The following is a 21490-nucleotide window of genomic DNA, read 5'->3' as shown; positions in this document are numbered from 1 at the left end:
CAGTCACCTGACAACATCACTTCGCCTCAAACGCCCACGCTTATCGGCTGTGAATTCTTAAAGAACATCGCAAACCTCAGAGCCTTGACCCTTCGTTTTGCGTCGCTGACAGCGTTTTGTTGTCAGCAGCAAAGAAGCGAGATTCTAATCTGCTTTTTGCAGCGTCGTCAAGCATTTTTGAAAATTTCTTTTCGCAATACTCAGCAACTTGCTTCCTTCACCACCTTCGAACAGCTCAACTCGTCGAACCATCCGTCAGCAGCAAAGAGGCGAGATTTTGATCCGCTTTCGCAGCACCGTCAAGTGCTTTTCGAAAAAATTCTTCAGAACCCTTTCGCACTCGCCAGCCCTCTCAAGCTCGCCCAGGCCTTGCAGCCCTCCCCGCCATCCCATCACCGCCGTCTCCGGCTAGGCGCTGCGATCAGCGAAGCCCACGACTATAGCGCAGAAAATCCAAAGCACGCAAGCAGTCCAGGAAAAATTCAGAAACCGCCTCTGCTGCGCCTCTTCCCACTCCCGACCCAGCAAGCGCTCGCGGCCGCGCCCCTAGTGCATTGGGACCGCCCGCGCCGACCGGGCACTCGCCAGCTCCTCCCCGGCAACCGCCTTGGGGTCGTCGCTGTCGAGCACGCGCGGCAGCGCGCTGGACAGCCTCTGCGTGTCGGCGCGCAGCACGCGCTGTTTGACGGCAGGGATCTGCGACGGGTGCATGGAGAAGCTGCGCAGGCCCATGGCCAGCAGCAGCTCGGTGAACTCGGGGTCGCCGGCCATCTCGCCGCAGACGCTGACGCCCTTGCCCGCCGCCCGCGCGTGGGCGATGGACTGCGCGATCAGCTGCAGCACCGCCGGGTGCCACGGGTCGTACAGGTGGGCCACGGCCTCGTCGGCGCGGTCGATGGCCAGCGTGTACTGGATCAGGTCGTTGGTGCCGATGGAGACGAAGTCCACGTGGCGCAGCAGCAGCGGCAGCATGACGGCCGCCGCGGGGATTTCGATCATGACGCCCAGCTCCACGCGGGTATAGGCATGGCCAGCATCGGTGAGCTGCTGCTGCACCTTCTTCACCGCCTCGATGATCTGCCGCACTTCGCCGAGGTGGGCGACCATCGGAATCAGCAGCCGCACCTTGCCGAATGCGCTGGCGCGGTAGATGGCACGCAGCTGCTGGCGGAACATGCTGGGCTCGGCCAGGCTCCAGCGGATGGCGCGCAGGCCCATGGCCGGGTTCAGCACATGCTCATGGCGCAGCTCGTTGACGGTGAGCCGGTCCAGCGGCTTGTCGGCGCCCACGTCCACGGTGCGTATCGTCACCGGCATGCCCCGCATCGCCTCGACGGCGGCCTTGTAGGCGGCGAACTGCTCGTCTTCGCTGGGCAGTTCGCCGTCGCGGTTCATGAACAGGAACTCGCTGCGGAACAGGCCCACGCCGGTGGCGCCAGCGGCCACGGCCGCTTCGGCGTCCGCCGGCATCTCGATGTTGGCGTGCAGTTCGACCTGCTCGCCGTCCAGCGTGACGGCCGGCGTGTGGCGCAGCCGGGCCAGCCGCGCGCGCTCCAGCTCGCTCTGGCGCTGGCGGAAGCGGTATTCCTCCAGCACGATGGGCGAGGGGTTGACGATCACCGTGCCGGCGTCGCCGTCGATGATGACCCAGTCGTCCTGCATGATGAGGCGCGATGCCTCGCGGGTGCCAACCACGGCCGGGATGTCCATGCTGCGGGCGACGATGGCCGTGTGCGAGGTCTTGCCGCCGATGTCGGTGATGAAGCCGCGGAACACGCTGCGCTTGAACTGGATCATGTCGGCCGGCGCGATGTCGGCGGCCACCAGCAGCAGCGGGTCCTCGCCGCCGAAATCGCGCGGCGTGACCGGCGCGGGCGCGTCGCCTTGCGCCTGGGCCAGCGCCCGCAGCACGCGCTCGACGACCTGCTCCAGGTCCGCCTTGCGCTCGCGCAGGTAGTCGTCCTCCATCTCGTCGAACTGGCGCGCCAGCACCTCCAGCTGCGCAGACAGCGCCCATTCAGCGTTGTAGTGGCGGTTGACGATCCACTGGCTGGCGCTGCCGGTCAGCGCCTCGTCGTGCAGCAGCATCAGGTGGACGTCCAGCAGCGCGGCCAGCTCGTGCGGGGCGTCGTCGGGTAGTTCCTCCTTCAGCGTGGCCAGCTCGTGCACGACGGCGTCGCGCCCGCGCAGCAGGCGGTCGATCTCGGGCTGCACCTCGTCGGGGGTGACGAAATAGTGGGCCACGTCCACCCGGCTGGACGCGACCAGCACCGCGCGGCCGATGGCCACGCCGCGGGACACCGCAATGCCGAACACCTGAAAGCTCATCGCTCGCACTCCGCAGATCGAGCGGCCAATGTAGCGCGTGCCGGCGGGCCGCCCGTCACGGGCCTTTCACCGCGGCTTCACGGGCGCGTCAAACCAGTGGCCCAGCATGCCGGGCATGAACACCAGCCTCATCGTCCCGCATGCGCTGTCGCATGCCCCGCTGCTGCAGCGCCCGGTGCGCGCGCCCGCCTCCCCGCAGCTCAGCGTCGCCTGGGCGCGCAGCGAAGCCGAGGTGCGCGAGGCACAGGCGCTGCGCCACCAGGTCTTCGCCGTCGAAATGGGCGCGCGGCTGGCCCGCCCCAAGGGCGGGCCGACCGGCCTGGACGTGGACCTGTTCGACGCCCACTGCGAGCACCTGCTGGTGCGCGTGGCCGGCGAGGACGGCGAGCCCGGCCCCGTCGTCGGCACCTACCGCGTGCTGACCCCGGCGGCCGCCCGGCGGGCCGGCGGCTTCTACAGCGACACCGAATTCGACCTGACCCGGCTGCGCGGCATGCGCCACCGCATCGCCGAGATCGGCCGCTCCTGCGTGCATGCCGACCACCGCAGCGGCGGCGCGATCCTGGCGCTGTGGGGCGCGCTGGCGGACTTCATGGCCCGCAACGGGCTGGACACCGTCATCGGCTGCGCCAGCGTCAGCATGCGCGACGGCGGCCACGTCGCGGCCAGCCTGTGGAAGCAGATCGCCGCCAGCCACCTGGCGCCCATCGACTGCCGGGTCCGCCCGCGCCTGCCGCTGCCCATCGAACACCTGCGCCAGGACCTGCGGGTCGAGCCGCCCGCGCTGATCCGCGGCTACCTGCGCTGCGGCGCCCGGCTGATGGGCGAACCCGCGTGGGACCCGGACTTCAACACCGCCGACCTGCCGCTGCTGCTGCGCACGGCGCACCTGCCGGCGCGTTTCCGCCGCCTGGCCGCCGGTTGAGCCGCCTCACTGGCCTTCGCCGAACTTGTCGTTGACGAGGGCGGTGATCTGGTCCTGCGCGGCCTGCTCGTCGTCGCCGTCCGTCTCCAGCTCGACCGTGGCGCCCAGCCCGGCGGCCAGCATCATGACGCCCATGATGCTCTTGGCGTTCACGCGCCGTCCGTTGCGGCTCATGTAGACCTCGCACTTGAAGCTGCCGGCCAGCTTGGTCAGCTTGGCGGAGGCGCGCGCGTGGAGGCCGAGCTTGTTGCTGATGGTGAGGGTGGACTTGATCATGCGGCGGGAGGCGAGGCAGGCAGGGGAGGCGTGGCGACGATGCCGGTGGAGGCGCCCTGGGCGGCGCGGCGGGCCAGTTCGGCCAGCGGCTGCTGGCCGGCGTAGCAGAGCGTGCGCCACAGCATGGGTACGCTGACGCCGCTGAGCACCTGCACCGTCTCGCCCGCCAGGCGCTGGGCGGCGTTGCACGGCGTGGCGCCGAACACGTCGGTCAGCACCAGCCAGTCGGACGCCGGGTCGGCCGCGACCAGCGCGCGGGCGGCCGCCTCGACGTCGTCGGCGCCCATGTCGGGCGTCACGTCCAGCACCGTCAGCGTGGGCGCGCAGTCCGGGAAGGTGTGCTGGGCCACCTCCCGGAGCGCGGACGCGAGCGGGGCGTGGGCAATGACGAGCAGGCGGGCCATGCCGGCATGTTAGCGGGCGGCCCCGGCCGCGCTGCCGACGCGCAGGCCGCCGAGGAAGGCCTCCCACGCGGCCGGATCGTCCGCCTCGCCGGTCAGCAGCGCCTGGTAGACGCGCCCGCCGTGCGCAAACACGGCCAGGCGCGCCATGCCGCGGCCGCCCAGGCGGTGCTGCACGGCCTCGGGCAGCGGCGTCATGCCCGGCACCTGCAGCGGCTGGCCGGCCGGCAGCGGCTGGCCCAGTTTGCCGGCCAGCGACCGCGACATCGCCTGCAGCGCCGCGCCCGCCTGGCTGGCATCGGGCACGTCGGCCCAGGACAGCGCGAAGCGCCGCCCCGCCGCCTCGCACTGCGCCAGGCCCATCACGCCCTGCCCGGCCTGGGCCGGCCGCTGCGCCACCTCGGGCTTGCAGGGGAACAGCGCCGCGGCGCCCGCCCCCTCCGGCCGGGCTTCGCGCCAGTTCAGCGCGGGCTGGCAGGCGGCCAGCAGGCCGCCCGTCAAACAGGTCATCAGGGCCAATCCGGCGAAAGGGCTGCGGCGCATCGACGGATTATCGGCAGCGGGCGGCCGACAATCCCGGGATGCAACATCGCCCCGCTTCCCCCTCCCCCCAGGCGCTGTCCGGCGTGCGCGTGCTGGACCTCTCCCGCGTGCTGGCCGGCCCCTGGTGCACGCAGACGCTGGCCGACCTGGGCGCCGACGTCATCAAGATCGAGCGCCCCGGCAGCGGCGACGACACCCGCGCCTGGGGCCCGCCCTATCTGAAGGACGGCGACGGCGCCGACACCTCCGAGGCCGCCTACTTCCTCGGCGCCAACCGCAACAAGCGCTCGCTGGCGGTGGACCTGGCCACGCCCGAGGGCCAGGCCATCGTGCGCCGGCTGGCCGGCCAGGTGGACGTGCTGGTGGAGAACTTCAAGGTCGGCGACCTGGCCCGCTACGGGCTGGACGCGCAGACCCTGCTGGCCGAGCACCCGGGCCTGGTCATCTGCGCCATCACCGGCTTCGGCCAGACCGGCCCCTACGCCGGGCGCGCCGGCTACGACTACGCCATCCAGGGCATGGGCGGGCTGATGAGCGTGACCGGCGAGCGCGACGACCTGCCCGGCGGCGGCCCGCAGAAGGTGGGCGTGGCGGTGGCCGACCTGTTCACCGGCATGTACGCCACCGTCGCCATCCTGGCCGCGCTGCGCCACCGCGACGCCACCGGCCAGGGCCAGGTCATCGACATGGCGCTGTTCGACACCCAGCTCGCCATGCTCGCCAACCTCGGCAGCAACTACCTGTGCAGCGGCAAGGCGCCCGGCCGCATGGGCAACGCGCACCAGAACATCGTGCCCTACCAGGTGTTCGAGGCCAGCGACGGCCACCTGATCCTGGCGGTGGGCAACGACCGCCAGTTCGCCAAGTTCTGCGGCATCGCCGGCCACCCCGAGTGGGCGGCGGACGCGCGCTTCGCCAGCAACGCCGAGCGCGTGCGCCATCGCGCCGTGCTGGTGCCGCTGCTGGAAGCGGCGATGCGCCAGCGCCCGCGCGCCGAGTGGCTGGCGGCGCTGGAGGCGGCCCAGGTGCCCTGCGGCGCCATCAACTCCATCGCCGAGGCGCTGGCCGACCCGCAGGCCGAGGCGCGCGGCGCCGTCGTCGGGCTGGAGCACCCGCTGGCGCCGCAGCTGCGCCTGATCGCCAGCCCCATGAAGCTGTCGGCCACGCCGGTGCAGTACCGCCACGCGCCGCCGCTGCTGGGCCAGCACAGCGACGAGCTGCTGCGCGAAGCCGGATGCAGCGTGGAAGACATCACGGCCTGGCGCGCGGCCGGCGTCGTCGCCTGAGAGCGTGTTGACGATCTCCTGAGTAGCAGAGCCAGAAACGCCAAATGGACGAACTGCAAGCTGGTGTTGAGCCAACGCTCGCAGTTCTTCCACAGTCTGCGGTTTTTCTCCAACCAGGCAAAGCTGCGCTCGACAACCCAGCGCTTGGGCATGACCTTGAAGGTGTGCAACTCGCTTCGCTTGGCGATCTGCACCGTCACGTGCTCACCCAGGATGTCCTTGACGCCTTGCGCGAAGGGCTGGCCTGTGTAGCCGCTGTCCGTCAGCACGCTTTGCACCCGTCCCAGCGACGGCTTGCAGCGCTTGAATGCCGCCAGCGCTCCTTTGCGGTCCGTCACTTCGGCCGTCGTGATCGCCACGGCATGGGGAAGCCCCTGGGTGTCCACCGCAATGTGGCGCTTGATCCCCGAGACCTTCTTGCCTGCGTCATAGCCCTTGAACCCCGCCGTGTCCGTGTTCTTCACGCTCTGCGCGTCCACGATCAAGAACGCGCTGCAGGCGTTGCGCCCCTGTCTCTCGCGGGCCGCGCCAACCTGATTTTTTTAAAGCCTGCTCCAGCACGCTCACTCCGTGCTGGTCAGGCTCGCTCCATTTGCGCCAGTACGCATAGACGCTGGGCCACTTCGGGAACTGCGGCGGCAGATAGCGCCATTGGCAACCCGTGTGCAGCAGGTACAGCACTGCGCAGAACACCTCGTACAGATCGACCTTGATCGGCTTGGTGCTGCGCCGAACGCTGCGCAGCAGCGGCTCGATCTCGGCAAACTTCTCTCGACTGATGTCGCTTGGGTACGGCTTCCTCTTCACCCAACAATTGTCGGAGGAAATGAGATCGTAAACACGCTCTGAGACGAGACACCCCTGAACCCAGGGCTTCCACCGGGTTGGGGGATGGAGGCGGGAGCCCGCAGTCCCGAGCATGCGCCCTCGCGCCGCGGCGGGCCCACGACCCCGAACCCTCCGCCACGGCCTTCACCCGCGGGCCATGTCCACACCTCCTTCCTCCGCGCCCGTCGGCGCCGCCCATGACACCCTGCCCGCGCCCACGCCGGCCCAGTGGGCGGACATCGTCCAGCAACTGGGCGCCGAGATCGCCGGGCCGCTGAGCGCGGCGCTGGCGCAGATCCAGGCCCTCGCCGCCACCGGCCCGGTCGACCGCCACGGCCTGCGCCTGCTGCAGCGCCCGCCAGCACCGCCGGGCGAGGCGGCCGGGCCGCAGGCGCCGGACTCGCTGGCCTGGCGGCTGCTGGAGCAGGCGGCCCTCGCGCTGGGCGTGCCGCCGCTGCGCGAGCAGGAGGACGGCATCACGCGGCCGACGCTGCCGTTCCACCCGCTCGCGGCCGACGACGCGCCGCCGCCGGACAGCACCCACGCCCGGCTGCAGGCCGAGGCGCGGCGCCTGGGCGGCCGCTCGCGCCCGCTGGCGGGCTGCCAGCTGCTGATCCTGGCCGCCAGCCGCGACCTGTGCGCCGAGGCCCAGGCCGCCGTGCGCCACATGGGCCTGCTGGTGGACGCCGTCGCCAGCGTGGCCGAGGCCGCGCAGTTCTGCCGCGAGGGCCTGCCGCACGTGCTGCTGTTCGACGCCGCGCTGAGGGACGACGCGCTGCGCCAGCTCATCGCCGGCATCGTGCGCGACGCGCCGGACGTCGCCTTCGTCGAGATGTTCGACCGCGAGCACCGCACGCAGCCGTCCACCGCCACCGGCGACGGCCTGGCGCGCATCTCGCGCCGCCACCTGCCGGACGCGCTGCCGCCGCTGCTGATGGCCGAGCTGTCCCGGCGGCTTCGCGCGTTTTCCTAGAATCGCGGCCATGCCGACCCGCCGCACCCTCGCCGCCACCGCCCTCGCCCTGGTCTGCGCCGCCGCACTGGGCGGCTGCGCGCGCGAGCCGGCCCCCGCGGTGGACTACGTGCTGCTGGACGGCCGCCCGGCCAGTTCCCGGCAATGGGCCGGCAAGGTGATGCTGGTGAACTTCTGGGCCACCAGCTGCGCGACCTGCGTGAAGGAAATGCCGCAGATCGTCGCCACGCACGGCAAGTTCAAGGACCGCGGCTTCGACACGCTGGCCGTGGCCATGAGCTACGACCCGCCGGCCTTCGTCGCCCGCTTCGCCGAGACGCGCAAGCTGCCCTTCGGCGTGGCCATCGACAACACCGGCGCCGTCGCCCAGGCCTTCGGCCCGGTGCAGATGACGCCGACGACCTTCCTGATCGACAAGCGCGGCGCGATCGTCAAGCGCTACGTCGGCGAGCCGGACTTCGCGGCGCTGCACGCGCTCATCGAAGACCTGCTGGCGGAAGCTTAGGCCTTGTTCAGCGCCGCGTGGGCCTGCTGGTCCGCGTGGTAGCTGGAGCGCACCATCGCGCCCACCGCCGCGTGCGTGAAGCCCAGGTCGTAGGCCTCCTGCTCGAACTGCTTGAACGCATCCGGCGTCACGTAGCGGCGCACCGGCAGGTGGTGGCCGGACGGGGCCAGGTATTGCCCGATGGTGATCATGTCGATGTCGTGCGCGCGCATGTCGCGCATGACCTGACGGATCTCGTCGTCCGTCTCGCCCAGGCCGACCATGATGCCGCTCTTCGTCGGCACGCCCGGCACTTCCTGCTTGAAGCGCTTCAGCAGGTCCAGGCTGAACTGGTAGTCGGAGCCCGGGCGCGCTTCCTTGTACAGGCGCGGCGCGGTTTCGAGGTTGTGGTTCATCACGTCCGGCGGCGCGGCCTTCAGGATGTTCAGCGCACGGTCGGCGCGGCCGCGGAAGTCGGGCACCAGCACCTCGATCTGCGTCGTCGGGCTGAGTTCGCGGACGCGCGTGATGCACTCGGCGAAGTGGCCGGCGCCGCCGTCCTTCAGGTCGTCGCGGTCGACGCTGGTGATGACGACGTACTTCAGCCTCAGCGCGGCGATGGTCTTGGCCAGGTTCAGCGGCTCGTCAACGTCCAGCGGGTCGGGGCGGCCGTGGCCCACGTCGCAGAACGGGCAGCGGCGGGTGCACTTGTCGCCCATGATCATGAAGGTGGCCGTGCCCTTGCCGAAGCATTCGCCGATGTTCGGGCAGCTCGCCTCCTCGCAGACGGTGTGCAGCTTGTGCTCGCGCAGGATGTTCTTGATCTCGTAGAAGCGCGTGCTCGGCGAGCCGGCCTTGACGCGGATCCAGTCGGGCTTCTTCAGCACCTCGGCCGGCACGATCTTGATCGGAATGCGGGAGGTCTTGGCCTCGGCCTTTTGCTTGACGCTGGGGTCGTAGGTCGTCGTCGTGTCGGTCATGGTCAGGGGGTCAGCTGGGCCGAGAGCCGCTCGGCGAGCCGGCCGGCTGCGGTCGGCCAGTCGGTGATCACCCCGAGTTTATCGAGGGACGTGGTGGCCAGCCCCGCATAGCCGCAGGGGTTGATGCGCTGGAAGGGCACCAGGTCCATCGCCACGTTCAGCGCCAGGCCGTGGTAGGTGCAGTGGCGGCTGACCTTGATGCCCAGCGCCGCCACCTTGGCGAGGCCCCTGAACGGATCGCCCGGGTCCGCCGGGCCGGCCAGCGCCGCGTGGCTGCGGGGGTCGCCCGGGCGCACGTAGATGCCCGGCGCGCCGGCCACGCGCAGGCCGGTGACGCCGTAGCCGTCCAGCACCTGGATCAGCGCCGTCTCCAGCCGGAACACGTATTCCTTGACGTAGATGCCGAGCCGCCTCAGGTCCACCAGCGGGTAGGCGGTGACCTGGCCGGGGCCGTGGTAGGTGACCTGCCCGCCGCGCTCGGTGGCGACGACCGGGATGTCGCCCGGCAGCAGCAGGTGCTCCGGCCGGCCGGCGAGGCCTTGCGTGAAGGTCGGCGGATGTTCGCAGAGCCAGAGCTCGTCCGGCGTGTCCGCGTCGCGCGCCGCCGTGAAGGCGCGCATCGCCTCCAGCGTGGGCAGGTAATCGACCCGCCCCAGGGGCTTGACGATCATGGCGCCATCAAAGCACGACCTTGACCATGGGGTGCGTGGTCAGCGTGCGGTAGAGCTCGTCGAGCTGCTCGCGGCTGGTGGCCGTGACGATGAGGGTCAGGCCCAGGTAGTTGCCGCCCTTGCTCGGGCGCTGCTCGATGGTGGCGGCGTCGAACGCCGGGTCGAACTGCCGCGCCACGTGCGCGACGGCGGCCACGAAGCCCTCGACGTGCGCGCCCATCACCTTGATCGGGAACCGCGACGGGTACTCGATGAGCGACTGCTCGGGCGGGATGTCGGGCGGCAAGTCCATCACTTGATCCACAGGCGGAGGGCGTCGAACGCGCGGCCGAAGAGGCCGGCCTCCGGCACGCCCTCCTGCACCACCAGCGGCACTTCGGCCACCGGCGCGCCGGCGGTCGTCGTCACGCGCAGCGTGCCGACGCGCTGGCCCTTGTTCAGCGGCGCGACCAGCGGGTCGGTGCGCTCCACCTGCGTCTGCAGCTTGGCCGCATCGCCGCGCGGCACGGCCACGTAGACGGCGCCCGCCGCGCCCAGCTTGGCCTCCTTGGCCTGGCCCTTCCAGACGGGCACGGTGGCGATGGCCTTGCCGGCGTCGTAGACCTTGACGGCGTCGAACGCGGTGTAGCCCCAGTTCAGCAGCTTCTGGCTCTCGCTCGCGCGGGCCTCCTTGGACGCGGTGCCCATGACGACCGACAGCAGCCGGCGCTTGCCGTTCGGGAAGTCGCGGTTGGCGCTGGCCACCAGGCAGTAGCCGGCGGCGGCGGTGTAGCCGGTCTTCATGCCGTCCACCGTCGGGTCGCGGCGCAGCAGCAGGTTGCGGTTGTCCTGGCGGATCTTGTTGTAGGTGTAGTCGCGCTGCGAGTAGTAGCCGTAGTACTCGGGGAAGTCCGTGATGATGTGGGCCGCCACGGTGGCGATGTCGCGCGCGCTGGCCTTGTGGCCGGGCTCGCTCATGCCGGTGACGTTGCGGAACTCGGTGTGCTTCAGGCCCCAGGCCTGGGCCTGGCGGTTCATCAGCTGCACGAAGCCCTCGACGCTGCCGGCCACGCCCTCGGCCAGCGCCACGGCGGCGTCGTTGCCGCTCTGGATGATGAGGCCGCGCAGCAGCTCGTCGACCTTGGGCGTCATCGTCGTGTCGATGAACATCAGCGAGGGGTCGCCCTTGCGCTCGTCCCAGGCGCGCTTGGAGACGGGCAGCGCCTGCTCCAGCGTCAGCTTCTTGTCGCGCACCGCGTTGAAGACGACGTAGGCCGTCATCAGCTTGGTCAGCGAGGCCGGGTCCTGCGGCGCGTCGGCGTCGCGCTCGGCCAGGGTCTTGTGCGTGGTCAGGTCGATCAGCACGTAGTTGCGCGCCGCGATCTCGGGCGGCTGGGGCGCCTGGGCCTGGGCGGCCAGGGAAAGGGTGGCGAGAAAGGAGGCAAGCAGTCGTTTCATGGGATCGGTTCGGGCGCGGCCGTCAGAGCTTCGAGGGATCGAAGGCACGCACCACCAGGGACTTGAGCAGCGGCAGCTGCCCGTGGAAGAAATGGCCCACGCCGGGCACGACGGTGACGGGCAGGCTCTGCGGCCGCGCCCAGTCGAGCACGGCGGCGAGCGGCACCACGTCGTCCACCTCGCCGTGGATCACCACGGTGTCGGCCGGCACGGGGGCGGTGTCGAAGCGGCTCGTGGCGGGGCCGACGAGCACCAGCCGCCGCGCGGGCTCGCGCACGCGCGGCGCGGCCCGCGAGGCCACGTAGCCGCCGAAGGAGAAGCCGGACAGCAGCAAGGCCTCGCCGGGCGCGCGCACGGCGTCGAGCACGGCCAGCGCGTCGTCCACCTCGCCGCGGCCTTCGTCCCAGCCGCCCTCGCTGCGGCCGATACCGCGGAAGTTGAAGCGCACCGCGCGCCAGCCCAACTGGACGAAGGCGCGCGCCAGCGTCTGCACGACCTTGTTGTCCATCGTGCCGCCCTGCGTCGGGTTGGGATGGCAGATCAGCGCCAGCCCGGCCGGCGCGGCGCCGCCGGCCGGCAGGTCGATGGCCACCTCGATCTGGCCGGCCGGGCCGGGGACGAGGCGCTTATCGGTCTGCGCGTTCATCGGCCGATGCTCTCCGGCAGCACCAGGCGCTCGACGACCTGGCCGTCGCGCAGGTGGCGCTCGACGATCTCGTCCAGGTCGCCGTGGTCCACCCACGAGTACCAGACCGCCTCGGGGTAGACCACCGCCACCGGGCCGCCCGCGCAGCGGTCCAGGCAGCCGGCCTTGTTGACGCGCACGCCGCCCTTGCCGGCCAGGCCCAGCTGCTTCACGCGGGCCTTGCAGTGCTCGAACGCGCCCTGTGCATCGTGGTCGGCGCAACTGGCCTCGCCCTGGCGCTGGTTCAGGCAGACGAAGAGATGGCGTTGGTAGTAACTCATCGCGGGCGATTCTCTCACCGGGGGTTCTGGACCAGCCGCGCGGTCAGCCAGACCAGCGCCACGAAGGGCCAGGTCCAGGCCGCCCAGCGGGTCAGCCCGTAGAAGTTGACGAAGCGGCCATGCTCCCAGGCCTGCAGGTTCAACGCCAGGTAGGGGTCGCCGGGCGCGATGCTGATCAGCGCCACCAGCGCGCACAGCACGAACAGGCCCAGCGCCGCCGCGACGCGCGACGGCAGCAGGCAGGCCAGCAGGCACAGCGCCACGCCCAGGCCCACGCCGGGCCGCGTGGCGTCGCTGAGCCAGGCCCAGGCATGGTCCGGCCCGAAGGCCATCGCCGTCGCCGTGGCGGTGCCCAGCAGCCCCAGCCCGATGGCGCCGCCGGCCAGCACCAGCCGGCGCAGGCCTGGCCGCGCGACCGTGATCATCAGCAGCACCGGCGCCACCAGCCCCAGCCCGATGGCCAGCGCCCGCAGGCCCGGCGGCAGGTCGTGCTCGACGGTCACCGCGTCGCCCCAGTGCAGCGCCCAGGGCGTGCCGGCCAGCGCGTCCAGCAGCGTCTGACGCCACCACGGCAGCCACTGGCCCAGGCCGAACGGCAGCGGCGTGGGGTACAGCAGCGCCAGCGGCCAGATGGCCAGCAACGCCAGCGCCGGCGCGCTGCTGGCGCCGAACCAGTGGTCGCGCAGGTCCTCCCAGCGCTGCAGGCCGCCCAGGCCGTGCAGCACCAGGCCCAGCAGCGCGCCCAGCGTGCTGCCGGCGCTGTTGAGCACCCAGTCCGACAGCGACGGCACCCGCCCCGGCAGGAAGAACTGCAGCGTCTCCATCAGCAGCGACAGCAGCGGCCCCGGCAGCAGCCCCATCGCGCAGGCCCAGCGCAGCCCCCAGCCCGAGCGCATCGCCGCCGCGAAGCCCAGCACCCCCAGCGGGACATAGCCCAGCAGGTTGGCCTCGACGTCGAACGCCCAGAACCGCGCCGGCCACGGCAGGCCGAACAGCCACGGCCAGCCCATGCCGGGCGGCCAGCGCCACGGCCAGAACGGATACAGGCTCGCGTAGACCACCAGCCCGGTGTGGGCCAGCAGCAGCCAGGTGGCGGAACTCTGCCGTCGGTGCATGCGGCGCACCCGGTCAGAAGGGCTTGACCGTCACCAGCACGACGATGGCCGCGAACAGCAGCACGGCACTCTCGTTGTAGACACGCAGCCAGCGGTGGCTGCGGCGGTTGGACAGCGACTCGAAGCCGCGCAGCAGCCGGCGGTTCACATGGTGCAGACCCATGGCCACGGCCACCAGCGCCAGCTTGGCATGCAGCCAGCCGCTGCCGGCGAAGCGCCCGGCGCCGAAGCCCAGCCACACCCACAGCCCCAGCAGCAGCGCCACCCCCATCAGCAGCCCGGTGAAGCGGTGCAGCTTGTGCGCCATCAGCAGCAGCCGCTCGCGCTCGGCGTGGCTGTCGGCCGGCACCATGGCCAGGTTCACGAAGATGCGAGGCAGGTAGAACAGGCCGGCGAACCAGGCCGAGACGAAAACGATGTGGAAAGCTTTGACCCAGAGCATGGGTCATTATGGATTTCCCGTAACGCCCGCTGCCGGGGCGGCTCTTTCGAGCAAAAAAAAGCCCCGGTCGAGACCGGGGCTGAGAAAGCCTTACGCTGTCATCACGTGAAGGCTCCTGCTCAGGGAGGAAAAGCAGGGAATGACCACCTTGCGGCTATCATTCGCTGGCAATTTTAGCGCGCCTGAGCGGCAGCGTCATCAATAAAAAGTGATGCTGGATGTGTCGCCCCGCCGTGCGACGGGCCGCAGCCCCTCAACCCTGCCGTCCCGCCCGAGGTTCTCCCCGTGACCCGTCCCGTGCCGATCCCTCCCGCCTTCCCCGCGGCGCGCCCGCGCCGGCTGCGCCGCGACGCCTTCACGCGCGCGTTGGTGCGCGAGCATTCGCTGCAATGCAGCGACCTGATCCTGCCGGTATTCATCCACGAGGGCGAGGACCGCGTCGAGGCCGTCGCCTCCATGCCGGGCGTCTCGCGGCTGAGCCTGGACCACCTGCTGCGCACCGCCGAGCAGTGCGTCGAGCTGGGCGTGCCGGTCATCGCGCTGTTCCCGGTCGTCGATGCCGCGCTGAAGACGCCCGACGGCGCCGAGGCGCTGAACCCCGACGGCCTGGTGCCGCGCGCGGTGCGGGCGCTGAAGCGGCATCTCCCGCAGCTCGGCGTGCTGACCGACGTGGCGCTGGACCCCTACACCAGCCACGGCCAGGACGGCGTCCTCGACGCGGCCGGCTACATCCTCAACGACGCCACCGTCGCGGTCCTGGCGCGGCAGGCGCTGGTGCAGGCCGAGGCGGGCGTGGACATCGTCGCGCCCAGCGACATGATGGACGGCCGGATCGGCGCCATCCGCCAGGCGCTGGAGGCGGCCGGCCACCTCCACACGCGCATCATGGCCTACAGCGCCAAGTACGCGAGCAGCTTCTACGGCCCCTTCCGCGACGCGGTGGGCTCGGCCGCCAACCTGGGCAAGGCCGACAAGAAGACCTACCAGATGGACCCCGGCAACAGCGACGAGGCGCTGCGCGAGGTGGCGCTGGACCTGGCCGAAGGCGCCGACATGGTGATGGTCAAGCCCGGCCTGCCCTACCTGGACATCGTGCGCCGCGTGAAGGACGAATTCCGCGCGCCCACCTTCGCCTACCAGGTCAGCGGCGAGTACGCGATGGTGAAGGCCGCCGCGGCCAACGGCTGGCTGGACCACGACGCCGTCATGATGGAGAGCCTGCTGGCCTTCAAGCGCGCGGGGGCGGACGGCGTGCTGACCTATTTCGCGCTGGACGCGGCGCGGCTGCTGAAGAAGGGCTGAGCCCGTGCGGGCCTTCCTCGTCCAGGCCGACAGCTTCACGGAGCTGGCGGCGCTGCCGGACGCGCTGCCCGAGCGCGGCTTCCTGTGGCTGGGCTACGGCCGGCGCGAGTTCGAGGTGGGCGAGGCGGAGGTGCAGCAGGCGTTGGCGCGCTGGGGCTGCGGCAGCCTGGTCGACCTGCATGTGTCGGACCTCATCAACAACCAGCTGCCCTCGCACTTCGACGCCACGTCCTGGTACGACATGCTGGTGTTCCGCCGCCTGGCCGCGGCGCCCGGCAGCCAGGACCTGTTCGTCGACGACGAGCACGGCACGCTGGCCTCGGCGCAGCGCGCGCTGCGCGCCATCGACACCAGCCCGGTGGGCTTCGCGGTGTTCGACCGCGTGCTGATCACCGTGCACCCGACCGACTGCCAGGTGCGCGAGTTCTTCGCGCAGAAGCTGGGCCGCATGACGGAAGGCCGCGACAAGACCGCCGCGCGCGGCAGCGCCCGGCTGCCGGCCAGCCCGGCGGACCTGATGCTGCGCATGGTCAACCACATGGTGGACAGCTACCTGGAGCTGCGCCGCCTGCTGACGCGCCAGCTCGGCACGCTGCAGCGCGTGCTGCTGGACCAGAACAGCGAGTTCAACGACTGGCAGCTGCTGCTGGAGAGCCGCGATGCGCTGCACCGGCTGGAGGACACCTGCGAGGACCAGCGCAGCGCCATCCAGGAATGGATCGACGCGCTGGACGAATGGCCGGCCACCGGCGACCCGCACGCGGCGCGCGAGCACGAGCTGCTGCGCGTGCGCTCGCGCGACGTGCTGGAACACGTGGAGCGCGTGCTGGCGCATGTGCGGCGGCTGGAGTCGTCGGCCGAGTCGGCCGTGCAGATGCACTTCAGCGCGCTGGGCCACCGCACCAACGGCATCATGCGCACGCTGACCGTGCTGACGGCCATCTTCCTGCCGCTGAACCTGATCACCGGCATCTTCGGCATGAACTTCGAGCGCATGCCGCTGATCCACGATGCCGGCGGCTTCTGGGACGCGGCGCTGCTGATGGCCCTGGTCGCGCTGGCGCTGTGGGTCGTCTTCCGCAGGAAGCGCTACCTGGGCGGCAGGTAAGCCCGGCGGCGACCGCGCGGCCGTTCAGCCGCGACGGCGCTCGGCATAGGGGTCGGCGATGCCCAGGCCGGCCAGGATCTCCGTCTCGCGCGCCTCCATGCACTCGGCCTCGTCATCGGCCTCGTGGTCGTAGCCCTGCGCATGCAGCGTGCCGTGGACCAGCAGGTGGGCGTAGTGGTCCAGCAGCGGGATGCCCATCTCGGCCGCCTCGCGCTCGACGACCTCGGCGCAGATGACGAGGTCGGCGCCCACCACCGGCTCGTGGCTGTAGTCGAAGGTGAGCACGTTGGTCGCGTAGTCCTTGCCGCGGTACTCGCGGTTCAGCGCGCGGCCCTCGTCGGCGTCGACGATGCGCACCGCGATCTCGCCCGGCAGCGCCAGCGCCGCACGGATGAAGCGCGCCACCTTGTGGCGCGGCAGCAGCGCGCGGTGGCGCGGGTCGGCGAACTGCAGGGACAGGCCGAGTTCGGGCTTCATGCTTCGCGCGCCTCGCGTTTCGCGCGGGCCTCGTAGGCCTCGACGATGCGGGCCACCAGCGGGTGGCGCACGACGTCGGCGCTGGTGAAGCGCGTCATCGCGATGCCCCGGACCTTGGCCAGCACGCGCTCGGCGTCCACCAGCCCCGACATGACGCCGCGCGGCAGGTCGATCTGGCTGGTATCGCCGGTGACGACGCAGCGGCTGCCGAAGCCGATGCGGGTCAGGAACATCTTCATCTGCTCGGGCGTGGTGTTCTGCGCCTCGTCGAGGATGACGAAGGCATGGTTCAGCGTGCGGCCGCGCATGAAGGCCAGCGGCGCGACCTCGAGCTGGCCCTTCTCGAAGGCCTTGCTGACGCGGTCGAAGCCGAGCAGGTCGTACAGCGCGTCGTACAGCGGGCGCAGGTAGGGATCGACCTTCTGCGTCAGGTCGCCCGGCAGGAAGCCCAGGCGCTCGCCGGCCTCCACGGCCGGGCGGGTCAGGATGATGCGCTGCACGGCCGCGCGCTCCAGCGCGTCCACCGCGCAGGCCACGGCCAGGAAGGTCTTGCCGGTGCCGGCCGGCCCGAGGCCGAAGGTGATGTCGTGCGACAGGATCTGCTGCAGGTACTGGTGCTGGCGCGGCGTGCGGGCGGACAGGTCCGCGCGGCGGGTGCGCAGCACCAGCGGGCCGTCCTCGCCGAGCCCGGGCGCCGGCGGGGCGGCCGGCGCGCGCGCCTCCACGAGCGCGAGCTGCAGCGCCTCGGCGGGCAGCGGCCGCCCGGCGCGCTCGTACAGGCCCTCCAGCAGGCCCCGGGCGCGTTCGGCGGCGGCCTTGGCGCCGTCGATGCGGAAGGCGGCGTCGCGCCGCGCGATCTTCACGCCCAGCGCCGCCTCGATGTCGCGCAGGTGGGCGTCCAGGCTGCCACACAGGCGCGCCAGCCGCGTGTTGTCGGCGGGGTCGAGGGTGAAGCGCAGGATCACGTCGAGGAATGCCGGAAATCGAAGGGATGGTGATTGTCGCTGGTGCATTTCCCGGCGCGGGGCGGCCGGGGGCTCCCGCACAATGCCGGCCCATGATGCCTCCGACCGCGCCGACGCGGCGCTTGTTGACCGCCGCCGCCCTGCTGGGCCCGGCCGCCGCCCACGCGCAGGCCCAGCTGCCGCACGGCCTGTACTGGGCCGCGACGCTGCACGGCTGGATGGCCGCGATGCTGGCGCTGATGGCTACCGTCGTGGGCGTGGTGACCAGCCAGCAGCCGCGCGGGCGCTCGACGAGCTTCCTCGCCGGCATGATGCTGAGCTGGGTGGTGCTGCGCGCCACGGCCGCGCCCAGCGCCGCCGGCCTGCGGCCGCTGCTGATGACGCTGCTGGTGCTGAACGGCGTGCAGTACCTGCTGCGGCAGATGGGCTGCAAGCGCAGTTGGATCGACCATGCGCTGCTGATCCAGTGCCTGGTCGTGCCGGCCAGCCTGCTGCTGACCGGCGGCCAGGTCGGCCTGCTGGGCATGCTGTGGCATTCGGTGCTGAGCCTGGAGCTGGTCGCCGCCATGGGCTGGGCGCTGTGGCTGCGCCACCGGCGCCGGCAGGCGGCGCCGGACCCGGCGCATGGGCACGACTTCCGCGTCATGGCCTGCCTGCTGGTGCCGACGATGCTGGCGCTGCTGGCGGAGGTGCTGCTCGGGGCCTTCAACGAACCGCTGTGGTGGCAGGCCTCACCCTGGCTGTCGCTGATGCTGCCGCTGCTGATGCTGGCGCTGGGCCTGCGCGAGGTCAGCGAGGTGGCGCAGGCGCGCGCGGACGCCGAGAAGCGCAGCGCCGCGGTGGAGCAGCGCATGGCCGAGCGCATCGCCGAGGTCGAGCGCAGCCACGGCCAGCTCGCCGAGCAGCGGCTGGAGCAGGTGACGGAGCGCGAGCGCAAGCGCATCGCCGCCGACCTGCACGACGACCTGGGCGCCAAGCTGCTGACCATCGTCCACACCAGCGAGTCCGACCGCATCTCGACGCTGGCGCGCGAGGCGCTGGAGGAGATGCGGCTGTCGGTGCGCGGCCTGACCGGCAAGCCCGTGCACCTGATCGACGCGCTGGGCGACTGGCGCGCCGAGGTGGTGTCGCGGCTGGGCCAGGCCAACATCCTGGCGGAGTGGAAGAGCCCCGCCGAGGACATCGAGCACACCTTGCAAGCCCGCGCCTACGTGCAGACCACGCGCATCCTGCGCGAATCGGTCAGCAACATCATCAAGCACAGCGGCGCCACCAGCGCCAGCATCGCCAGCACCGTGCAGGACGGCTACTTCATCCTGACCATCCAGGACAACGGCCAGGGCATCCCGAGGGAGCTCGACGGCCGCCTGGATCGCGGCCACGGCATGGCGAGCATGAAATCACGCGCCAAGCAGATGCACGGCCAATGCCTGGTGGAATCCGGCCCGGGCTGGGGTACCGTCATCCGTCTGACGATTCCGCTCTGATCCTGTCGAGGTCTCCATGAACCACATCCTGCTGCTCGAAGACATCCCCGAGATCCGCGCCTGGCTGAAGGCGCTGGTCAAGCAGGTGTTCGCCAACAGCCAGATCACCGAATGCTCGCGCGTGCAGGACGCGCTGGCGCTGGTCGGCACGCAGCGCTTCACGCTGGCGCTGCTGGACCTGGGCCTGCCGGACGGCTCCGGCGTCGAGGTCATCGCCGCGCTGCGCGAGAAGCAGCCCGAGGTGCAGTCGGTCATCGTCACCATCCATGACGACGACGAGCACCTGTTCCCCGCGCTGCAGGCCGGCGCGTTCGGCTACCTGCTGAAGGAGCAGTCGCGCGAACTGCTGGTGGAGCAACTGCAACGCATGAGCCAGGGCGAGCCGCCGCTGTCGCCGTCCATCGCGCGCAAGGTCATCGCCTACTTCGCCGCGCAGGTGAAGAAGCCGGCGTCGCCACTGCTGCACGAGGTGTCGCTGACCGACCGCGAAACGGAGGTGCTGCTGCGCGTGGCCAAGGGCTTCACGCTGCCGGAGATCGGCGTGCAGCTGGGCCTGTCGCGCCACACCATCGCCGACTACGTGAAGCAGATCTACCGCAAGCTCAACGTGAGCTCGCGCGCCGAGGCCGCGCTGGAAGCGCAGCGGCTGGGCCTGTTCGGCCGCAACTGACACGGCATTGCGCCCGCGCGCGGGGCGGCTCGCGGGCTCGCGGGCCGGGGGCGGCACAATCTGCCCATGATTGGAAGACTCAGCGGCGTCATCGCCGAAAAGACGCCGCCGCAGGTGCTGATCGACGTGGCCGGCGTCGGCTACGAAGTGGACGTGCCGATGAGTACGTTCTTCAACCTCGGGCAGCTCGGCGAGCGCGCCGTGCTGCTGACCCACCTGACCGTCCGCGAGGACGCGCACCAGCTGTTCGGCTTCCTGACGCACGAGGAACGCACCGCCTTCCGCCAGCTCATCCGCATCAGCGGCGTCGGCCCGAAGATGGCGCTGGGGCTGCTGTCCGGCCTGTCCGTCGCCGAGCTGGCGCAGGCCGTGTCGCGCCAGGAGATCGGCCGGCTCACCAAGGTGCCCGGCATCGGCAAGAAGACGGCCGAGCGGCTGCTGCTGGAGCTGAAAGGCAAGCTGGGCCCCGACCTCGCGCTGCCGGCTGCGGTCGCCAGCGACGCGCAGGCCGACATCCTGCAGGCGCTGGTCGCCCTCGGCTACAGCGAGAAGGACGCCGCCGCCGCGCTGAAGGCGCTGCCCGCCGACGTGGGCGTCAGCGACGGCATCAAGCTGGCCCTCAAGAAGCTGTCATGATGTTCGCCCCCACGCTCACTTCGTTCGCTGCCCCCCGAGGGGGCGCCGGCCTTTCTTGGGGCGGCCCGGCGAAAGGCCGGTCATGAGCATCCAGACCGACGACTTCGCCCCCGCGCCGCGGCTGGTGAACGCCGCGCCCGAGTCCAGCCGCGAGGAGGCGCTGGAGCGCGCGCTGCGGCCCAAGCTGCTGGACGACTACGTCGGCCAGGCCAAGGCGCGCGAGCAGCTCGAAATCTTCATAGTCGCCGCCCGCAAGCGCCGCGAGGCGCTGGACCACGTGCTGCTGTTCGGCCCGCCGGGCCTGGGCAAGACGACGCTGTCCCACATCATCGCGGCCGAGCTGGGCGTCAACCTGCGCCAGACCTCGGGGCCGGTGCTGGAGAAGCCCAAGGACCTGGCCGCCATCCTGACCGGGCTGGAGCGCAACGACGTGCTCTTCATCGACGAGATCCACCGCCTCAGTCCCGTCGTCGAGGAAATCCTCTACCCGGCGCTGGAGGACTACCAGATCGACATCATGATCGGCGAGGGTCCCGCCGCGCGCTCGATCAAGCTCGACCTGCAGCCCTTCACGCTGGTCGGCGCGACGACGCGCGCCGGCATGCTGACCAACCCGCTGCGCGACCGCTTCGGCATCGTCGCGCGGCTGGAGTTCTACACGCCGGCCGAGCTGCAGCGCATCGTCACCCGCTCGGCCGGGCTGCTGGGCGCACCGATCGACGCCGACGGCGCGCTGGAGATCGCGCGCCGCTCACGCGGCACGCCGCGCATCGCCAACCGGTTGCTGCGCCGCGTGCGCGACTACGCCGAGGTCAAGGGCGATGGCCGCATCGCCGCCGGCATCGCCGACCGGGCGCTGGCGATGCTGGACGTGGACCCGCAGGGCTTCGACCTGATGGACCGCAAGCTGCTGGAGGCCATCGTGCACCGCTTCGACGGCGGGCCGGTCGGGCTGGAGAACGTCGCGGCGGCCATCGGCGAGGAGGCCGGCACCATCGAGGACGTCATCGAGCCCTACCTGATCCAGCAGGGCTTCCTGCAGCGCACGCCGCGCGGGCGCATCGCCACGCTGGCGGCCTGGCGCCACCTGGGCCTCGCGCCGCCGACCGGCAGGGGCGGGCCCGACCTGTTCGGGGAATGAAAAAAGCGCTCCGGGGAGCGCTTTTTTGGGTTCCGATCCGCGGCGGGGA

24 protein-coding genes and 1 pseudogene are annotated in these 21490 nt (G+C 71.1%); 10 read left to right on the top strand and 15 right to left on the bottom strand.

Annotation, left to right across the window (positions count from 1 at the left end; translation table 11 throughout):
* Positions 1-546 precede the first annotated feature (546 nt).
* Positions 547-2328 (bottom strand): phosphoenolpyruvate--protein phosphotransferase, encoded by a 1782-nt coding sequence (ptsP, locus tag QM788_RS01405; protein WP_415659695.1) that lies wholly within the window; start codon positions 2326-2328, stop codon positions 547-549.
* A gap of 115 nt (positions 2329-2443) precedes the next feature.
* Here ptsP and QM788_RS01400 point away from each other — a divergent pair, with 115 nt between their 5' ends.
* Positions 2444-3253 (top strand): GNAT family N-acetyltransferase, encoded by an 810-nt coding sequence (locus QM788_RS01400; RefSeq protein ID WP_415659694.1) that lies wholly within the window; start codon positions 2444-2446, stop codon positions 3251-3253.
* 6 nt (positions 3254-3259) lie between these two features.
* On the opposite strand, the gene QM788_RS01395 is transcribed toward QM788_RS01400, so the two are convergent.
* From QM788_RS01395 to QM788_RS01385, 3 genes are read right to left on the bottom strand one after another with little or no spacing between them, the layout of a single operon-like run.
* Complete coding sequence (locus tag QM788_RS01395; RefSeq protein WP_415659693.1) at positions 3260-3529, bottom strand: HPr family phosphocarrier protein; 270 nt, start codon at positions 3527-3529, stop codon at positions 3260-3262.
* On the bottom strand, positions 3526-3933 hold the full coding sequence (locus QM788_RS01390) for a PTS sugar transporter subunit IIA (RefSeq protein WP_415659692.1): 408 nt from the start codon (positions 3931-3933) through the stop codon (positions 3526-3528). Before QM788_RS01390 ends, QM788_RS01395 begins: the two co-directional genes overlap by 4 nt.
* Before the next feature lie 9 nt (positions 3934-3942).
* On the bottom strand, positions 3943-4440 hold the full coding sequence (locus QM788_RS01385; RefSeq protein WP_415659691.1) for a hypothetical protein: 498 nt from the start codon (positions 4438-4440) through the stop codon (positions 3943-3945).
* A gap of 71 nt (positions 4441-4511) precedes the next feature.
* Here QM788_RS01385 and QM788_RS01380 point away from each other — a divergent pair, with 71 nt between their 5' ends.
* Positions 4512-5759 carry a CaiB/BaiF CoA transferase family protein gene (locus QM788_RS01380; protein ID WP_415659690.1) on the top strand — a complete coding sequence of 416 codons (1248 nt, stop codon included), beginning with the start codon at positions 4512-4514 and terminating at the stop codon, positions 5757-5759.
* A gap of 14 nt (positions 5760-5773) precedes the next feature.
* Here the strand turns inward: QM788_RS01380 and QM788_RS01375 are convergent.
* Positions 5774-6566 (bottom strand): annotated as a pseudogene (locus tag QM788_RS01375) (IS5 family transposase); the annotation flags it as partial.
* A 178-nt stretch (positions 6567-6744) separates the two neighbouring features.
* Between QM788_RS01375 and QM788_RS01370 the strand changes: the two are divergent.
* Together QM788_RS01370 and QM788_RS01365 are read left to right on the top strand one after the other, a co-directional pair.
* Positions 6745-7560, top strand: a complete 816-nt coding sequence (locus QM788_RS01370; protein WP_415659689.1) for a hypothetical protein — start codon at positions 6745-6747, stop codon at positions 7558-7560.
* 10 nt (positions 7561-7570) lie between these two features.
* Positions 7571-8065: a TlpA disulfide reductase family protein gene (locus QM788_RS01365; protein ID WP_415659688.1), complete on the top strand. Its 495-nt coding sequence runs from the start codon at positions 7571-7573 to the stop codon at positions 8063-8065.
* Here QM788_RS01365 and lipA read toward each other — a convergent pair.
* From lipA to QM788_RS01325, 8 genes are read right to left on the bottom strand one after another with little or no spacing between them, the layout of a single operon-like run.
* Positions 8062-9024, bottom strand: coding sequence for a lipoyl synthase (lipA, locus tag QM788_RS01360; RefSeq protein ID WP_415659687.1), 963 nt, complete (start codon positions 9022-9024; stop codon positions 8062-8064). The genes QM788_RS01365 and lipA overlap by 4 nt on opposite strands.
* A gap of 2 nt (positions 9025-9026) precedes the next feature.
* Positions 9027-9695 carry a lipoyl(octanoyl) transferase LipB gene (gene lipB, locus QM788_RS01355; RefSeq protein WP_415659686.1) on the bottom strand — a complete coding sequence of 223 codons (669 nt, stop codon included), beginning with the start codon at positions 9693-9695 and terminating at the stop codon, positions 9027-9029.
* 7 nt (positions 9696-9702) lie between these two features.
* Positions 9703-9987: a DUF493 family protein gene (locus QM788_RS01350; RefSeq protein ID WP_415659685.1), complete on the bottom strand. Its 285-nt coding sequence runs from the start codon at positions 9985-9987 to the stop codon at positions 9703-9705.
* Positions 9987-11132 carry a D-alanyl-D-alanine carboxypeptidase family protein gene (locus QM788_RS01345; protein ID WP_415659684.1) on the bottom strand — a complete coding sequence of 382 codons (1146 nt, stop codon included), beginning with the start codon at positions 11130-11132 and terminating at the stop codon, positions 9987-9989. The genes QM788_RS01350 and QM788_RS01345 overlap by 1 nt, the downstream gene beginning before the upstream one ends.
* A 22-nt stretch (positions 11133-11154) precedes the next feature.
* Positions 11155-11778: an alpha/beta hydrolase gene (locus QM788_RS01340; protein ID WP_415659683.1), complete on the bottom strand. Its 624-nt coding sequence runs from the start codon at positions 11776-11778 to the stop codon at positions 11155-11157.
* Positions 11775-12098, bottom strand: a complete 324-nt coding sequence (locus QM788_RS01335) for a (2Fe-2S) ferredoxin domain-containing protein (RefSeq protein WP_415659682.1) — start codon at positions 12096-12098, stop codon at positions 11775-11777. The genes QM788_RS01340 and QM788_RS01335 overlap by 4 nt, the downstream gene beginning before the upstream one ends.
* A gap of 14 nt (positions 12099-12112) precedes the next feature.
* Positions 12113-13213 carry a VanZ family protein gene (locus tag QM788_RS01330; protein ID WP_415659681.1) on the bottom strand — a complete coding sequence of 367 codons (1101 nt, stop codon included), beginning with the start codon at positions 13211-13213 and terminating at the stop codon, positions 12113-12115.
* A gap of 13 nt (positions 13214-13226) precedes the next feature.
* Positions 13227-13655, bottom strand: coding sequence for a CopD family protein (locus QM788_RS01325; RefSeq protein ID WP_415659680.1), 429 nt, complete (start codon positions 13653-13655; stop codon positions 13227-13229).
* A gap of 285 nt (positions 13656-13940) precedes the next feature.
* On the opposite strand from QM788_RS01325, the gene hemB reads away from it, so the two are divergent.
* Both hemB and QM788_RS01315 read left to right on the top strand, forming a co-directional pair.
* Entirely contained in the window at positions 13941-14957 is a 1017-nt protein-coding gene (gene hemB, locus QM788_RS01320) for a porphobilinogen synthase (protein WP_415659679.1), read from the top strand.
* A gap of 4 nt (positions 14958-14961) precedes the next feature.
* Positions 14962-16065, top strand: coding sequence for a CorA family divalent cation transporter (locus QM788_RS01315; protein WP_415659678.1), 1104 nt, complete (start codon positions 14962-14964; stop codon positions 16063-16065).
* 24 nt (positions 16066-16089) lie between these two features.
* On the opposite strand, the gene ybeY is transcribed toward QM788_RS01315, so the two are convergent.
* Both ybeY and QM788_RS01305 read right to left on the bottom strand, forming a co-directional pair.
* Complete coding sequence (gene ybeY / locus QM788_RS01310; protein WP_415659677.1) at positions 16090-16542, bottom strand: rRNA maturation RNase YbeY; 453 nt, start codon at positions 16540-16542, stop codon at positions 16090-16092.
* On the bottom strand, positions 16539-17507 hold the full coding sequence (locus QM788_RS01305) for a PhoH family protein (protein WP_415659676.1): 969 nt from the start codon (positions 17505-17507) through the stop codon (positions 16539-16541). The genes ybeY and QM788_RS01305 overlap by 4 nt, the downstream gene beginning before the upstream one ends.
* A gap of 92 nt (positions 17508-17599) precedes the next feature.
* Here QM788_RS01305 and QM788_RS01300 point away from each other — a divergent pair, with 92 nt between their 5' ends.
* From QM788_RS01300 to ruvB, 4 genes are all read left to right on the top strand, one after another.
* Positions 17600-18994: a sensor histidine kinase gene (locus QM788_RS01300; RefSeq protein ID WP_415659675.1), complete on the top strand. Its 1395-nt coding sequence runs from the start codon at positions 17600-17602 to the stop codon at positions 18992-18994.
* Between the two features lie 16 nt (positions 18995-19010).
* Positions 19011-19664 carry a response regulator gene (locus tag QM788_RS01295; RefSeq protein WP_415659674.1) on the top strand — a complete coding sequence of 218 codons (654 nt, stop codon included), beginning with the start codon at positions 19011-19013 and terminating at the stop codon, positions 19662-19664.
* Between the two features lie 66 nt (positions 19665-19730).
* Complete coding sequence (gene ruvA / locus QM788_RS01290) at positions 19731-20300, top strand: Holliday junction branch migration protein RuvA (protein ID WP_415659673.1); 570 nt, start codon at positions 19731-19733, stop codon at positions 20298-20300.
* A gap of 82 nt (positions 20301-20382) precedes the next feature.
* Positions 20383-21441, top strand: coding sequence for a Holliday junction branch migration DNA helicase RuvB (ruvB, locus tag QM788_RS01285; protein ID WP_415659672.1), 1059 nt, complete (start codon positions 20383-20385; stop codon positions 21439-21441).
* Positions 21442-21490 lie beyond the last annotated feature (49 nt).

It is taken from the genome of Roseateles sp., from assembly GCF_047654785.1.
In the GTDB taxonomy this organism is placed as follows: domain Bacteria; phylum Pseudomonadota; class Gammaproteobacteria; order Burkholderiales; family Burkholderiaceae_C; genus Pelomonas.
This window is presented reverse-complemented; position numbering and strand designations above follow the sequence as displayed.